This window comes from Maritimibacter sp. DP1N21-5 (assembly GCF_019218295.1).
Lineage (GTDB): Bacteria > Pseudomonadota > Alphaproteobacteria > Rhodobacterales > Rhodobacteraceae > Maritimibacter.
In genome coordinates, this window is the sequence record NZ_JAHUZF010000003.1 from 195,862 (window position 1) to 211,089 (window position 15,228).

The following is a 15,228-nucleotide window of genomic DNA, read 5'->3' on the forward strand; positions in this document are numbered from 1 at the left end:
GGACATCCATGACCGACCTTTCACCCGTGCGCCGCGCGCTGATTTCCGTTTCCGACAAGACCGGGCTGATCGAGCTGGGCCAGGCGCTCGCCGGGCGCGGTATCGAGCTTCTGTCCACCGGCGGATCGGCCAAGGCGCTGCGTGACGCGGGTGTAGCGGTCAAGGACGTCTCCGAGGTCACGAATTTCCCCGAGATGATGGATGGGCGGGTTAAGACGCTGCACCCCATGGTCCACGGCGGCCTGCTTGCGCTCCGCGACAACGACGACCACGTGGCGGCGATGAAAGAGCATGGGATCGGCGCGATCGATCTGCTCGTGGTGAACCTCTACCCCTTCGAGGCCGCGTTGGCCCGGGGTGCCGACTATGACGAGATGATCGAGAACATCGACATCGGCGGCCCGGCGATGATCCGCGCGGCGGCCAAGAACCACGGTTTCGTCACGACCATCGTCGATGTCGAGGATTACGACGCGCTGCTCGCGGAACTGGACTCGAACGACGGCGCCACCACTTATGCCTTCCGCCAGCGGCAGGCGCAGATCGCCTATGCCCGCACGGGGGCCTATGACGCCGCCGTCAGCACGTGGATGGCGGATGCCATCGGCGAGGCGAATCCCCGCCGCCGTGTCGTCGCCGGTCAGATCAAGCAGACCATGCGCTACGGCGAGAACCCGCATCAGGACGCTGCCTTCTACGTGGACGGCTCGAACCGTGAGGGTGTAGCGACGGCCACCGTGCATCAGGGCAAGGAGCTGTCCTACAACAACATCAACGACACCGATGCAGCGTTCGAGCTCGTGTCCGAGTTCCGGCCAGAGGACGGCCCGGCGGTCGCGATCATCAAGCACGCGAACCCGAGCGGCGTGGCGCGGGGCGAGACACTGCTCGACGCCTATCAAAAGGCTTTCGACTGCGACCGCACCTCGGCCTTCGGCGGCATCGTCGCGCTGAACCAGCCGCTCGACGCGGACACCGCGCGCGCGATCACCGAGATCTTCACCGAGGTCGTCATCGCGCCGGGAGCCTCCGACGAGGCGCGCGAGGTCTTTGCCGCGAAGAAGAACCTGCGGCTTCTGACCACGGGCGGCCTGCCCGACAACCGCGCGGGCGGACAGACGATCCGTCAGGTGGCCGGTGGCTATCTGTTTCAGAACAAGGACAACGGGTTCATCGGCTTGGACGACCTCAAGGTCGTGACGAAGAAGGCCCCTACAGACGCCCAGATGCGGGACCTGCTCTTTGCGTGGAAGGTCGCCAAGCACGTGAAGTCGAACGCCATCGTCTATGTGAAGGACGGCGCGACCGTGGGCGTGGGTGCGGGCCAGATGTCCCGACTCGATTCGGCGATGATTGCCGCGACCAAGGCGCAGCGCATGGCCGATCAGCTGGGTCTGTCCGAGAGCCTCGCCATCGGGTCGGCGGTGGCGTCCGATGCCTTCTTCCCCTTCCCTGACGGGCTGATGGAGGCCGCGCAAGCGGGCGCGACCTGTGTCATTCAGCCGGGCGGCTCGATGCGTGACGACGAAGTCATCGCGGCAGCGGACGAAGCAGGTCTCGCCATGGTCTTTACCGGCATGCGGCACTTCCGGCACTGAACGGGGACGACGATGCGCACCCTTGGCCTGACTGCCCTGATCATCCTGATCCTCGACCAGCTCACCAAATGGCTGGTCGTGCATCACATGGAATTGCAGCGCGTGGGCGCCATCGACTTCTGGGATCCCTTCCTCAACTTCCGCATGGCCTGGAACGAGGGCGTGAACTTCGGCCTGTTTTCCTCGTCGGAAGAGGTCACGCGCTGGGCGCTGATCGCGGTCGCCGTGGTGATCTCGGTCGGCGTGGTCTGGTGGATCCGGCGCGACAAGATGGGCTGGAAGGCGCAACTTGCGGGCGGGCTCATGGTCGGGGGTGCGGTGGGCAACATCATCGACCGTATTCTTTACGGGGCGGTCGCGGACTTCATGAACATGTCCTGCTGCGGGATCAACAACCCGTGGAGCTTCAACATCGCCGACATCGCGATCTTCGCGGGCGCCATCGGGCTAGTCATCTTCGCGGACGCTTCGGGCGAGAAAAAGCCTCGGTCCCGGTCCGGGACGAAAGGCAAATGAAAGACTGGCCGGCAACGAATCCCCATGTGTCGATTTCACCCGTGACGGGGCGGGCGGGATACGCTACACACTGTGCCCAAAGGGTGCAGGAGGCATAGATGCAGGGCTTTGCCACGAAAATCGGACTCGGGATCGCGGTGCTCGCGCTCGCCGCCTGTGAAACGGACCGCGAGCCGAACCTGTTCAACGTGCGCTCGAGCACGCCGGACGAATTTTCGATCATCCCGACCAAGCCGCTCGAGCAGCCCGAGGATTACGAAAGCCTGCCCGCGCCGACCCCCGGTGGCTCGAACCGCGCCGACATCAATCCCTATTCCGACGCCATCGTCGCCGTGGGCGGCAGCGAAGCGGCCTACAACCGTGGCGCCACGGCGAGCGAGAACGGTCTGCTGGCGCAGGCCGCTCGTTACGGCGCGCCCGCCAACATCCGCGAACAACTCGCGGAAGAGGACCTCGAATACCGGCGCGAGAACAACGGGCGCCTGCTCGAACGTCTGTTCAACGTGAACGTTTATTACGAGAGCTACTCGCAGCAAGAACTGGACCAACATCTGGAACAGGACCGCTTGCAGCAGCGCGGTGTGCGCACCCCCTCGGCGCCGCCGGACCCGCTCCGCTACTGATCCGACCGGATCACACGCGCGTGCACAACCCTGTGCACGGGGTTGCACCGGCCCGCGCGAAGGCTACCTTCGGGCCAATGGAGGACCCCATATGACGCGACTTCTCTCGGCCTGCTTCGCCGTGCTTATCACTTCCATGCCTGCGCTTGCGAAGGAGGAAGTGACCGACTTCACCCTCGACAACGGGATGGAGGTCGTGGTGATCGAGGATCATCGGGCCCCGGTCGTGGTTCACATGGTCTGGTATCGCGCGGGAGCGGCGGACGAACCCTGGGGGAAATCCGGCATCGCCCATTTCCTGGAACATCTCCTTTTCAAGGCGACCGAGAACATGCCCTCGGGCGAGCTGTCCCGCGTCGTGGCCGAGGTCGGCGGATCGGACAATGCTTTCACGTCCTACGACAACACCGCCTATTTCCAGCGTGTCGCCAAGGAACATCTCGAGACAATGATGACGATGGAGGCCGACCGGATGCGCAACCTCCTGCTCTCCGAGGACGACATCGCGACCGAACGCGACGTGATCCTCGAGGAGCGCGCGATGCGGATCGACAACAATCCCGGCGCGCTTCTCAACGAACAGATGAGCGCCGCGCTTTTCATGAACCATCCCTATGGCATCCCACTTATTGGCTGGCGGCACGAGATGGAGACACTGGGTCGCGAGGACGCGCTGGCCTTCTACGAAAAATACTATGCGCCCAACAATGCCGTGCTGATCGTCGCGGGCGACGTGACCCCGAACGAGGTGCTGGCCCTTGCCGAGGAACATTATGGTCCGCTTGAGCCGACGCCGGGGCTCGAGGCCCGCGAACGCCCGCTGGAGCCTGTCCCGCTCGCCGAACGGCGCATGTCGATGACCGACCCGCGCGTGTCCCAGCCCTATGTGCTTCGCGACTACATCGCCCCCGCGCGTATGCCGGGGGATCAGAAGACCGCCGCCGCGCTCGTCTATCTGGACGAGATCCTCGGCGGCTCGCGGGCCACGTCGCTTCTGGCCCGGGCGCTGGAGTTCGACACCAACACCGCCGTCTCCACCTTCACCGGCTATTCCTCGACCTCGCTCGACAGTTCGATCTTCACTGTGGGCGTCGTGCCGGCGGAGGGCGTGTCGCTGGACGACGCCGAGGCCGCTATGGACGGCGTGATTGCACAATTCATGGAGGACGGCATCGACCCGGCCCAGTTCGAGCGCATCAAGACCCGCATCCGCGCGAGCGAGATCTACGCGCAGGATTCGGCGCAGGGGCTCGCCAACAGCTATGGCCGCGCCCTGACCACCGGGCTCACGCTTGAGGATATCGACGCCTGGCAGGAGGTGCTGCAATCGGTCACGCCTGATGACGTGCTGGAAGCTGCCGCGTTGGTCCTGAAGCCCGCGCAAAGCGTCACCGCGCATATGATGCCGCCCGCACCCGCCCCCATGGTCGAAACTCAGGAAGAGGCGATCCAATGATCCGTTACGCGCTGGCAATCCTCGTCCTCTTTACGCTTCCGCTCCGCGCCGAAGTCCCGATACAGGAGGTCACCTCTCCCGGCGGTCTGAAGGCCTGGCTTGTCGAGGAACACTCGATCCCCTTCGTCGCGCTCGAAATCCGCTTCCGGGGTGGCGCCTCGCTTGACGAAGCCGGCAAGCAGGGGGCGACGAACCTCATGACCGGGCTTCTCGAAGAGGGCGCGGCCGACATGGACAGCCAGGCCTTCGCGCAGGCCAAGGAGGAGGTGGCGACCACCATCGGCTTCGACATTTTCGGCGATGTCCTGACCGTATCGACGCGCTACCTCACCGAGAACGCCGAGGCCTCGCTCGAGCTCCTGCGCGCCGCGCTGATCGAGCCGACCTTCGATCCCGTTGCCATCGAACGCGTGCGTGCCCAGGTGATCGCCCATCTGAAATCCCGCACCACGGACCCCGACGAAATCGTCGGTGACGTGATGGCGACCGCGGCCTATGGCGACCACCCCTATGCGCGCTACCTTGGGGGGACGCTCGACAGCGTCGCCGCGCTGACCCGGGACGACATCGTGACCGCCTTCCGGAACGCCATCGCGCGTGACCGGGTCTATATCGCCGCCGTGGGCGACATCACGCCCGAGGAACTGGGCCGTGTGATGGATCTTGTGCTGGGCGACCTGCCGGACGAGGGCGCACCCTTTCCGGCCGATGTGGAATTCGCCGCAAGCCCCGGCGTTTCTGTAACCCCCTTCGACACGCCGCAATCGGTGACCCGTTTCGGCCAACCCGGCATGGAGATCGACGATCCTGATTTCTTCGCGGCCTTCATCCTCAACACCGTCATGGGCGGCTCGAACTTCGACAATCGCCTGATGGATGAAGTGCGGGAAAAGCGTGGGCTGACCTACGGCATCGGCACCTATCTGATCGACAGCGACTACACCGAGGCCTTCATGGGCAGCTTTTCTTCGCAGAACAACCGCATGGCCGAAGCCGTGGGGGTCGTGCAGGATGAGTGGCGCAAGATGGCCGAAGAGGGGATCACGCAGGAAGAACTGGACGCTGCGAAGCTCTATCTCACCGGTTCCTATCCCCTGCGTTTCGACGGCAACGCGAATATCGCCAATATCCTCGCGTCCATGCAGATGGACGGCTACGACGTCGATTATCCGGCCACCCGTAACGACAAGGTCAACGCCGTGACCCTGGAAGAGGCGAACCGCGTCGCGGCCGAGTTCTTCCAGCCCGACAACCTGCGCTTCGTGGTGGTGGGCCAGCCCGAGGGTCTCGACCCCACGGTGAATTGAGCCGGCACGGGGGAGGGTCTGGGCCCTCGCCTTCGACTAGCGCTGATACCTGATGAAGGGCGTGAGCGTGCCGACCCGGTCGTAAAGCTGGCGCGCGGTCGCGTTGAATTCCTGTGTCATCCAATAGACTGTCGGCGTCCCGTTCTCGTCGGCCAGCCGATAGACCGCCTCGATCAGCGCGCGCCCGACGCCGGTGCCGCGCGTTTCGAGCGTGGCGAAGAGGTCCTGAAGATAGGTCACGTCTTCGCGCTTCCAGTTGTGGGCATGGAAGACCACGTTGACCATCCCCACGAGCCTGCCGTCCTTTTCCGCCACGAGCCCCCGTTGCTGGAGCCGCGCAGGATCGCAAAGACGGGCAAAGGTCGTTTCGCTCACCTCGTCGGGCAGCTTCGTTTCGTAGAAGTCGAGGTAGCCCAGCCAGAGCGGCATCCACTGGTCGCGGTCGTCGGGGCGAAGGGGGCGGATCAATAGAGTCATGGTGGGTCCCGCACTGTTTTGGGCAGCAGAGACAGGTCCAAGGTCGGGGGTCAAGCCTGTGCCAGACGGGGCGCGCGCGGATTTTCTGTGACCTATCCACAGAAATCTGTCCCTCGCCTGCTTCCTGCACTGCCCAAAATCATGCTATATCTAGCGGCATGTCCGCGACCGCACCCCATATGTCTGGTAACGCCACCAATTCTAGAGCGTCGATCCAGCAGCTTGACGAGGCTGCGATCAACCGGATCGCGGCGGGCGAGGTCGTGGAACGCCCCGCCTCGGCGGTCAAGGAACTGGTGGAAAACGCCGTCGATGCTGGTGCCACCCGGATCGAGATCGCCTATGCCGATGGGGGCAAGACGCTGATCCGCGTGACCGACGACGGCTGCGGCATCCCACCCGAGGAATTGCCCCTCGCGCTTGCCCGGCACGCCACCTCCAAGATCGACGGGTCGGACCTTCTCAACATCCATACCTTCGGCTTCCGGGGCGAGGCGCTCCCGTCGCTTGGTGCCGTCGGTCGCCTGACCATCACTTCGCGCGCGGAGGGCCATGACGCCGCGACCATCCGCGTCGCAGGCGGACGGATGGACCCCGCGAAACCCGCCGCTCTCACCCGTGGCACCGTGGTCGAATTGCGCGACCTGTTCTATGCCACGCCTGCGCGTCTCAAATTTCTGCGCACCGACCGCGCCGAGGCGCAGGCCATCGCCGATACGGTTAAACGCCTCGCCATGGCCGAACCGCATCTGGGCTTCACACTGCGCGATGTCTCGGGCGGCGGGGAAGGGCGCGTGGTGTTCCAGTCGCTGCCGGAAACCGGCGACCTTTTCGGCGCGCTCCATGGCCGGCTCGCGGGCGTGCTGGGCCGCGATTTCGCCGAGAACGCACTGGCCATAGACGCCGAACGCGACGGGTTTCGTCTGATCGGCTATGCCGCGCTGCCCACCTATTCGCGCGGCGCTGCCGTGGCGCAGTTCCTTTTCGTCAATGGCCGCCCGGTGCGCGACAAGCTTCTCATCGGGGCATTGCGCGGGGCCTATCACGATTTCCTGTCGCGCGACCGGCATCCGGCTGCCGCGCTATTCATCACCTGTGATCCCAGACTCGTGGACGTCAACGTCCACCCCGCGAAATCCGAGGTTCGTTTCCGTGAACCCGGGTTGGTGCGGGGCCTCATCGTGTCGGCGCTCCGTCATGCGCTGCACGAGGCAGGCCACCGCGCCTCCTCCACCGTCGCGACGGCGACGTTGGGGGCGATGCGGCCCGAGGGCTCTGAACAGCCCTCCGTCCCCCGCATCTACCAGATGGACCGACCCCCCCAGTCGGTCCTTCACACCGCGCGGCACATGCAAGCTCCCCCGAGCTTCGCTTTTGCCGAGCAACCTTCGGCCCGGTTCGATCCCGCTCCCCAAGTCGCGGGGTCGGATCGGCCCGAAGAAACGCATTCTGTAGCCGTGCCAGACCGCGAATCCCTGCCGCTCGGCGCGGCGCGGGCGCAGGTGCACGAGAATTACATCATCGCCCAGACCGAAACCGGCATCGTCATCGTGGACCAGCATGCGGCCCACGAACGGCTGGTCTATGAAAATCTGAAGTCACAGATGGCGGCGAATGGCGTCGCGTCGCAGACGCTGCTCATCCCCGAGATCATCGAGCTGTCGGCGGGTGACACCGTCTTGCTCCTCGATTTGGCGGAGGACCTCGCGCGCCTGGGGCTACATATCGAAGCCTTTGGCGGCGGCGCCATCGCGGTGCGCGAAACGCCCGCGATCCTCGGACAGGTCAACGCCGAGGCAATGATCCGCGATATCCTCGACGAGCTCGCTGACCTCGGGCAGTCAAACACGCTCCAGTCCCGGATCGAGGCGATCCTGTCGCGCGTCGCCTGTCATGGCTCGATCCGCTCCGGGCGCTGGATGCGGCCAGAGGAAATGAACGCGCTCCTGCGCGAAATGGAGGCGACACCGCATTCCGGGCAGTGTAACCATGGCCGTCCCACCTATGTGGAACTGAAACTCTCTGACATCGAACGGCTTTTCGGACGCACATGATCCAGATTGGCGACACCACGTTTTCCCTCTCCGACCCGCTCACGCTGGCCGCGCTTGCCGGAGGGCTTGTCCTGCTGCTCCTCGTGATCCTCCTGGTCCTGCTCCTCGTGCGTTCGGGACGCGCGTCGCAGACGAATGCCGAACTCACCCGGCAGCTCGCGGGCATCGGGCAGGCGGTGCAGATCCTTGGCCAAGGCCAGGACCAGCTTTCGGGCGGGTTGCGCAACGTGTCGGATACGCAGGCCTCGGGCCAGTCGCGGATGATCCAGACGATGGAGGCACGCCTGGCCGAGGTGCAGCGCCAGATGCAGGACCGCCTGCACGAGAACGCCATGCGCTCGGCGCGGTCGTTGTCGGAGCTGCAGGAGCGGATGAACGAAACGCTCTCCGGCTCGACCGTCAAGACCACGAAGAGCCTGACCGAACTTCAGGAACGCCTCGCCACCATCGACAAGGCGCAGGCGAATATCGAAAAGCTCTCCGGCAACGTGCTGTCTTTGCAGGACATCCTGTCCAACAAGCAGACGCGCGGGGCCTTCGGGGAAATTCAACTGAACGACATCGTGGGCAAGGCCCTGCCCGCGGACAGTTATTCCATGCAGGCGACGCTCTCGAACGGCAAGCGCGCCGATTGCCTAATCCACCTGCCGAACCCGCCCGGGCCCATCGTCATCGACTCGAAGTTCCCGCTCGAAGCCTATGAGGCGCTGCGCAATGCCGAGACGGCCCAGCAGACAGCCGAGGCCGCGCGGCTCCTGCGCACCGCCGTGCGCACGCATATCAAGGCGATCGGCGAGAAATATATCATCGACGGTGAAACCGCCGATGGCGCGATCATGTTCCTGCCGTCGGAAGCGGTCTATGCCGAGCTTCACGCCAACTTCGCCGACGTGGTGCGAGAGGGCTTCAATGCCCGCGTCTGGATCGTGTCGCCGACGACCTGCATGGCCACGCTCAATACCATGCGGGCGATCCTGAAAGACGCGCGGATGCGCGAACAGGCGGGGGCGATCCGCAAGGAACTGTCGCTGCTTTTCGCGGATGTGAACCGGCTGGGCGACCGCGTCGAAAACCTCGACCGCCATTTCCATCAGGCGGCCAAGGATATCTCGGACATCAAGATTTCGGCCGAGAAAGCCGGGAACCGGGCCAAGCGGCTCGACAACTTCGATTTCGAGGAACTGGCCCCCGACGCCGACACCGCCGCCATCGTCCGCCTGCCCAAGGCCTGACGGCTTGCACCGGCCGCGCGCGCGGCCCATGGTGAGGGCAATCATCGAAGAGGCCAACATGCTCGAAATCAGCCCCTCCCGTGTCGCCCGCATCGCCCTTCAGGCGCGCGAATTGCCGGACACCGAGACCGTGCTCCGCAGCTATATCTCCGACCTCAATACCGACGAACAGGCGAGCCTCGTCGCCGTGATGTGGATCGGGCGCGAAACTTTCGAGGCCGAGGACCTCGAGGAAGCCATCGCCACCGCAAAGGCCGAAGCCACCGCGCCGACCGAGGACTACCTGCTGGGGGAGACAATGCTGGCGGATTACCTCGAAGCCGGTCTCGATGCGCTGGGATATGACGTCGAGGACCTCGAAGACGATCATATGAAATAGGGCGCCCGTGTCGGGCGCGACACCTGTAGAACGCCTTAGACGAAGGTCCGTGCGAATTCGCGTGACGGATCGGCCAGATGAGGCACGGCGTTGAACTGCGTCAGCGACAGGGACGCCCCGATCGGATGCATCTGGTGGACCGAGGTGTTCATGATCGCGAGCGCCATGCGCGCCATCGCCCCGATCTCGAGCCCCATGGACACACGAATGCCCATGGAAATGAGCCCGCCCGAGGTCACGACAAGCGCGCGACCCTCGCCCTCGGAGATTTCGTGGAGCACGTCGCCGACCCGCTGTTCGAAGTCCTGAAAGGTCTCCTGGGCGCCCTTGATCTGACCATCCCGCCAGGCGGTGAAAACCAGCGGCAGATGTTCGATGAACGCGTCGCGACCGGTCGGATGGGCAATCCCCATCTGTTCATGCATCCGCGCCGACAGGTCGAAGTATGCAACTTCGTTCAGCCGGGCGTCTTCGATGACGGGACCGAAACCCACCGCTGCGGCCGTTTCGCGATGGCGCCGCAGGGTGCCCGAATAGACCCGCGCATAGCCCTCGCCCGATGCCCGAAGGTAATCGCCCAGCCATTCGGCCTGTTGGTGGCCCAACTCCGACAGCTTGTCGTAACCGTGTTCGTCGTTCGAGGCGTTATTGGCCTGGCCGTGGCGGATGAGTGTGATCTGAGACATGCCCGCTTGCTAGCCCGACCGGCGGGTGAGGGGAAGCCCTATCGCCAGACCACGTCGCCCAGAAAGATGTAGCCCGCTCCGTAGATCGTCTTGATCAGTTTCGGGTTCTTGGGGTCTTCGCCCAGTTTCGTGCGCAGGCGCGAGATGCGGACGTCCATCGCGCGGTCGAAGCTTTCGCCCGCCGCACCGCCGAGCGCCTCCTGCATATGCGCCCTCGAAATGAGCCGCTTCGGTGCTTCGAGGAACAGGCGCAGCACCTCGGCCTCGGCATGGGACACGCTCACCTCTGCGCCGTCCGTGCCCTCCAGCACGTATCGGTCGAAATGCGCAGTCCAGTCCGCGAAACTCGCGGTGTTCGTGGTGCCGGTCGCCGCCTTGCCCTGCCTGAGTCGCGCGCGCACGCGAGCCACGACCTCGGCCGGCTCGAAGGGTTTCGTGATATAGTCGTCCGCCCCCAGTTCCAGCCCTGCCACCCGGTCATGCACCTGCGCGCGTCCCGAAACGATGATGATCGACGCCCCGCTTTCGAGCGCGAGCCGGTGGACGAGCGACAGCCCGTCGCGGTCGGGCAATCCGAGGTCCACCAGACAGACATCAGGGGTCATCGACCGTAGCGCCGCCTCGAACTCGGTGGCGCGACCGAAGCCCGCCGTGCGGAACCCGGCATCCTCCAGCGCCTTCGACAGCACCTGCCGAATCTCGGGCTCGTCTTCCAGGATGGCGACGAGAGCCGCGCTCACAGACTCGCCTCCCCGATGAAGGCGGCGAGCTGGCCCCGGCTGAAGGGTTTCGACAGCACCTTGAGGCCCGCGCGCTTCGGGTCGGACTTGGGCAGGGAGGACATGAGGAGCCGGGGACAGCGGAGCCCTGCCCTGTCCAGAGCTTCGATCAGAACATCGCCCGTCATTCCCTCTCCCAACATGATGTCCGACAACACCAGCCCGATCCCGTCGATCTCGGCCAGTCCCAGCGCCTCGGCCGCATTCTCGGCTTCGATAACGGTATGCCCGAGACCGACCAGCATGTCGCGCACATCTGCGCGGATGTCCGGGTTGTCCTCGACCAGGAGCACCATGGTAGGCCCTGCGTCCTGTCCGGCCGGGATCAGGGGTAGCCGCATGGTCACCTGTGCGCCGGCCTCAGTGTTCTCGACCCGGACCCGCCCGCCATTGAGCTTGGCGTGGTCATAGACCATGGCAAGCCCCAGTCCCGATCCGTCGCCGCCCTTCGTCGTGAAAAAGGCATCGAACGCATGGTCGAGCGCCTCGGGCGTGAAGCCGGGTCCGGTATCCGTGACCACGAAATCGAGCCACGTGTCCGCCACCTGCCGCACCGTAATGCCGATCTGTCCGCCGGTCTGGTGTTCGGAGGCAATCGCGTCGCGTGCATTGAGGACGAGGTTGAGAAGCGCATCCTGCACCGCGCCCACGTCCAGCATGACCGCACCCGCGCGCGCTTCGTTCACGACGGTGAGGTCGATCCTCTCTGGCAGCGCCGCCCGCGCGAGCGTTTCGGCCTCGGCTAGAAGCGTGGGGAGCGTCACGGCCTCGGGCCGCAGTTCCGGCTCGCCCGACATCGACGCGATCCGCTCCAGTATCCGACCGCCGCGCCGTGCGGCCCCCGTGGTGGCGGCGATGATCTCCCGTGCGTCGGGCGGCAGGTCAAGCTCGCCCAACCGCGACTGCATGCCGAGAATGATCGTGAGCAGGTTCGAGAAATCGTGGGCCAGCCCCGAGGTGAGCTGCGCCGCGAGTTCGCGCTTTCGTGTCTGGGTCAGGGCCGCGCGCGCCCGCGCCTCTTCGGTCACGTCCATCGACAGGATATAGACGCCGGTGATCTCCCCACCCGCATCGTCGGGGGTGAAGGCGACCCGAATGCGCCGTCCGGTGCCTTCATGGTCGAACTCGAACACGCTTGGCGCGCCGTCCAGCGCCTGCGCAAGGTAAGGTTCGATCTGCCCGAAAGCTTCCTCCCCCAGTGCTTTCCTTGAGCTAAGGCCAATGATCTGGCGCGGCGTGCCGGGAAGGACCGAAGACAGGCGTCGGTTGGAATAGGTGTAGCGCAGGTCCCGGTCCACCCGCGCGATATGCGCCGGCATCATCTCGGTCGTCATGCGGGTGCGGGCTTCCATCTCTGTCAGTTGCCGCTGCAACTCGATGAGCGCCGTGTTGGTGGCGGCCAGCGCCCGGTTCGCGGTCTCCAGCTCCTCGGCCCGCGCGAGGACCTGGTCCGACAACTCCTCGGATCGCGTACGCAGGAGCGATTCCTGCCGCTTGATGCCGGTGATGTCCGTGTAGACCGTGACCCACCCCCCCTGCGGTAGCGGGTTACCTTCGACCGAGACCCAGTGCCCGTTCGACCGGGTGCGTTCCATATAGTGCTGCTCGAAGGCCTGTGCCTGCGTTACGCGGACCTCGACGAAGTCGTCGACATCGTCCACCGGCCCGTATTCGCCCCGCTCGGCGAGCCACCGGATGGTGTCTTCAAAGCGCGCGCCCCGCGTGACGAGGTGGTCGGGCAGGTCGAACATGGTCTGAAACGCGCGGTTCCCCACCACGAAGCGGAGGTTCGCGTCATAGATCGACATGGCTTGACCGATCAGGTTCAGCCCGGCCTGCGTCAAGGCCGCGATATCGGTATACTTGAGATCCAAACGCCTCCTCCCAAAGCCGTTCACCGTCTTGGCTAGCACCCTGCGCCCTATCCGCAAAGTCCGTTTTCGCGCGTGCAGCACCCGTAACAATTCGTAAGGATTGGGCAAAACTCGGGAAACGATTTGCCGCTCACTTAGGCCTCGGATCGACCAGCTGCGACTGACAGGGGGAGGACCGGGTCAGGCGCGCCGGGGTCGAGAGGGAGGAACGATTTGGTGAAAGAAACCGCTGAGACGGGCGGGCTGGTGTCCATTCCGGCCCTGCTGGCCCGCAACGTGCGCGACCACGGCACGCGCCCTGCCTACCGCGAAAAGGAATTCGGGATCTGGCAAAGCTGGACCTGGGCCGAAACCGCCGAGGAAATCGACGCGCTGGCCATGGGACTGGTCGCGCTGGGCATCGCGCCCGGCGACCATGTGGCGATCATCGGACGCAACCGTCCTGCGCATTACTGGTCCATGGTGGCGGCGCAGAAATGCGGCGCGGTCCCGGTGCCGCTCTATCAGGACGCCGTCGCGGAAGAGATGGAATATGTGCTCGGCCACTGTGGCGCGCGCTTCGTCATCTGCGGCGATCAGGAACAGGTCGACAAGGTGATCGAGGTGCAGGACCGCGTCCATGGCATCGACCAGGTGATCTATGTCGACAAACGCGGGATGCGCAAATACGACCACGCGCATCTGAACTGGATCGAAGACGTGATGGCCGAGGGCCGCGCCGGTCACTCGCGCCTCGAAGGCGAAGTCGCGAAACGCACCGCCGCGCTCGGCTATGACGACACCTGCGTCATGCTCTATACCTCGGGCACGACCGGCAAGCCCAAGGGCGTCGTGCTGTCAAACCGCAATGTCATCGAGACGGCGAAGAATTCCTCCGACTTCGACCACCTGACCCCGGGCGAGGACATCCTCGCCTATCTGCCGATGGCCTGGGTCGGCGATTTCATCTTCTCGGTTGGACAGGCCTATTGGACCGGGTTCTGCGTCAACTGCCCGGAAAGTCCGGACACGATGATGACCGACCTCAGGGAAATCGGGCCGACCTATTTCTTCGCGCCGCCGCGTGTGTTCGAAAACCTCCTGACCACCGTCATGATCCGGATGGAGGACAGCGGGCGTCTCAAAAAGCGACTGTTTGACCATTTCATGGCCCATGCGCGCCAGGTCGGGCCCGCGATCCTGGACGGCAAGCCGGTGTCGGGCATGGACCGTTTCCGCTATGCGCTGGGCAAGCTCTTCATCTATGGGCCGCTGAAGAACACGCTGGGCTTTTCCCGCGTGCGCGTGGGCTATACGGCGGGCGAGGCGATCGGGCCGGAGATCTTCGATTTCTACCGCTCGCTGGGCATCAACCTGAAACAGCTCTACGGCCAGACGGAAGCCACCGTGTTCATCACGCAGCAACCCGATGGCGAAGTGCGCGCCGATACCGTGGGCGTTCCGTCGCCGGGGGTGGAGCTTCGCATCGCGGACAATGGCGAGGTCTTCTATCGCTCGCCGGGCACCTTCGTCGAATATTACAACAACCCTGACAGCACGGCCTCGACCAAGGACCCGGAAGGCTGGGTCGCGACGGGCGACGCGGGCTTCATCGAGGAGGGCACCGGCCACCTCAGGATCATCGACCGGGCCAAGGACGTGGGCAAGATGGCCGACGGCCGGATGTTCGCGCCGAAGTATGTCGAGAACAAACTGAAGTTCTATCCCAACATCCTCGAGGCGGTCGTCTTCGGCGCGGGGCGCGACCGGTGCACGGCCTTCATCAACATCGACCTCACCGCCGTTGGCAACTGGGCCGAGCGCAACAACATCTCCTACGGGTCCTACCAGGAGCTTGCGAACCACCCGCAGGTCATGGACATGATCCAGGACCATGTGGAGGAGGTGAATGCCTCGATCGCGTCCGACGACATGCTCTCGGGCTGTCAGATCCACCGCTTCCTGATCCTGCACAAGGAACTCGACGCCGACGACGGCGAGATGACCCGCACCCGCAAGGTCAAGCGCGGCGTCATCGCGGAGAAGTTCCAGGATCTGGTGGACGCGCTCTATTCCGGCAAGACCGAGCAATACACCGAAACGGAAGTCACCTACGAGGACGGCCGCAAAGGCAAGATCCGCGCGACGCTGCAGATCCGCGACGCCAAGGTCCAGCCGACCGCCCAACCGCAGGGGATCGCCGCCGAATGACGCTTTCAATCCACTTTGAATACGCAAGAACCGCCGCCACGGGAGGTGCCGCATGAA

At 64.7% G+C, this 15,228-nt stretch carries 13 protein-coding genes; 9 read left to right on the forward strand and 4 right to left on the reverse strand.

The genetic code is table 11. The features are described 5' to 3' along the window. The first annotated feature begins 8 nt into the window (after positions 1-8). From purH to KJP29_RS02660, 5 genes are all read left to right on the forward strand, one after another. Complete coding sequence (gene purH, locus KJP29_RS02640; RefSeq protein WP_218461994.1) at positions 9-1,598, forward strand: bifunctional phosphoribosylaminoimidazolecarboxamide formyltransferase/IMP cyclohydrolase; 1,590 nt, start codon at positions 9-11, stop codon at positions 1,596-1,598. A gap of 12 nt (positions 1,599-1,610) precedes the next feature. Continuing rightward, entirely contained in the window at positions 1,611-2,114 is a 504-nt protein-coding gene (gene lspA, locus KJP29_RS02645) for a signal peptidase II (RefSeq protein ID WP_218461995.1), read from the forward strand. A 98-nt stretch (positions 2,115-2,212) separates the two neighbouring features. Then, a complete protein-coding gene (locus tag KJP29_RS02650; RefSeq protein ID WP_218461996.1) occupies positions 2,213-2,737 on the forward strand; it encodes a DUF3035 domain-containing protein in 525 nt (174 codons plus the stop codon). Positions 2,738-2,828: 91 nt separating this feature from the next. Continuing rightward, positions 2,829-4,193, forward strand: coding sequence for a pitrilysin family protein (locus tag KJP29_RS02655; protein WP_218461997.1), 1,365 nt, complete (start codon positions 2,829-2,831; stop codon positions 4,191-4,193). Further along, a complete protein-coding gene (locus KJP29_RS02660; protein ID WP_218461998.1) occupies positions 4,190-5,500 on the forward strand; it encodes a pitrilysin family protein in 1,311 nt (436 codons plus the stop codon). Before KJP29_RS02655 ends, KJP29_RS02660 begins: the two co-directional genes overlap by 4 nt. Positions 5,501-5,536: 36 nt before the next feature. Here the strand turns inward: KJP29_RS02660 and KJP29_RS02665 are convergent, their stop codons facing one another. Next, entirely contained in the window at positions 5,537-5,977 is a 441-nt protein-coding gene (locus KJP29_RS02665; protein WP_218461999.1) for a GNAT family N-acetyltransferase, read from the reverse strand. Between the two features lie 179 nt (positions 5,978-6,156). Here KJP29_RS02665 and mutL point away from each other — a divergent pair, with 179 nt between their 5' ends. From mutL to KJP29_RS02680, 3 genes are read left to right on the forward strand one after another with little or no spacing between them, the layout of a single operon-like run. After that, positions 6,157-8,031, forward strand: a complete 1,875-nt coding sequence (mutL, locus tag KJP29_RS02670) for a DNA mismatch repair endonuclease MutL (protein WP_370630760.1) — start codon at positions 6,157-6,159, stop codon at positions 8,029-8,031. After that, the gene (locus KJP29_RS02675) at positions 8,028-9,263 is read left to right on the forward strand and encodes a DNA recombination protein RmuC (protein ID WP_218462001.1); all 1,236 of its coding nucleotides are present in this window, start codon (positions 8,028-8,030) and stop codon (positions 9,261-9,263) included. The genes mutL and KJP29_RS02675 overlap by 4 nt, the downstream gene beginning before the upstream one ends. Positions 9,264-9,321: 58 nt before the next feature. Next, positions 9,322-9,642 carry a DUF3775 domain-containing protein gene (locus KJP29_RS02680; protein WP_218462002.1) on the forward strand — a complete coding sequence of 107 codons (321 nt, stop codon included), beginning with the start codon at positions 9,322-9,324 and terminating at the stop codon, positions 9,640-9,642. A gap of 35 nt (positions 9,643-9,677) precedes the next feature. On the opposite strand, the gene KJP29_RS02685 is transcribed toward KJP29_RS02680, so the two are convergent. The 3 genes from KJP29_RS02685 to KJP29_RS02695 are packed head-to-tail and all read right to left on the reverse strand — an operon-like array spanning position 9,678 to position 12,981. Beyond that, positions 9,678-10,328, reverse strand: a complete 651-nt coding sequence (locus KJP29_RS02685; protein ID WP_218462003.1) for a histidine phosphatase family protein — start codon at positions 10,326-10,328, stop codon at positions 9,678-9,680. A gap of 38 nt (positions 10,329-10,366) precedes the next feature. After that, positions 10,367-11,068 (reverse strand): response regulator transcription factor, encoded by a 702-nt coding sequence (locus tag KJP29_RS02690; RefSeq protein WP_218462004.1) that lies wholly within the window; start codon positions 11,066-11,068, stop codon positions 10,367-10,369. Then, complete coding sequence (locus tag KJP29_RS02695) at positions 11,065-12,981, reverse strand: PAS-domain containing protein (protein WP_218462005.1); 1,917 nt, start codon at positions 12,979-12,981, stop codon at positions 11,065-11,067. The genes KJP29_RS02690 and KJP29_RS02695 overlap by 4 nt, the downstream gene beginning before the upstream one ends. A gap of 213 nt (positions 12,982-13,194) precedes the next feature. Between KJP29_RS02695 and KJP29_RS02700 the strand changes: the two genes are divergently transcribed. After that, positions 13,195-15,171, forward strand: a complete 1,977-nt coding sequence (locus KJP29_RS02700) for an AMP-binding protein (protein ID WP_255553405.1) — start codon at positions 13,195-13,197, stop codon at positions 15,169-15,171. Positions 15,172-15,228 lie beyond the last annotated feature (57 nt).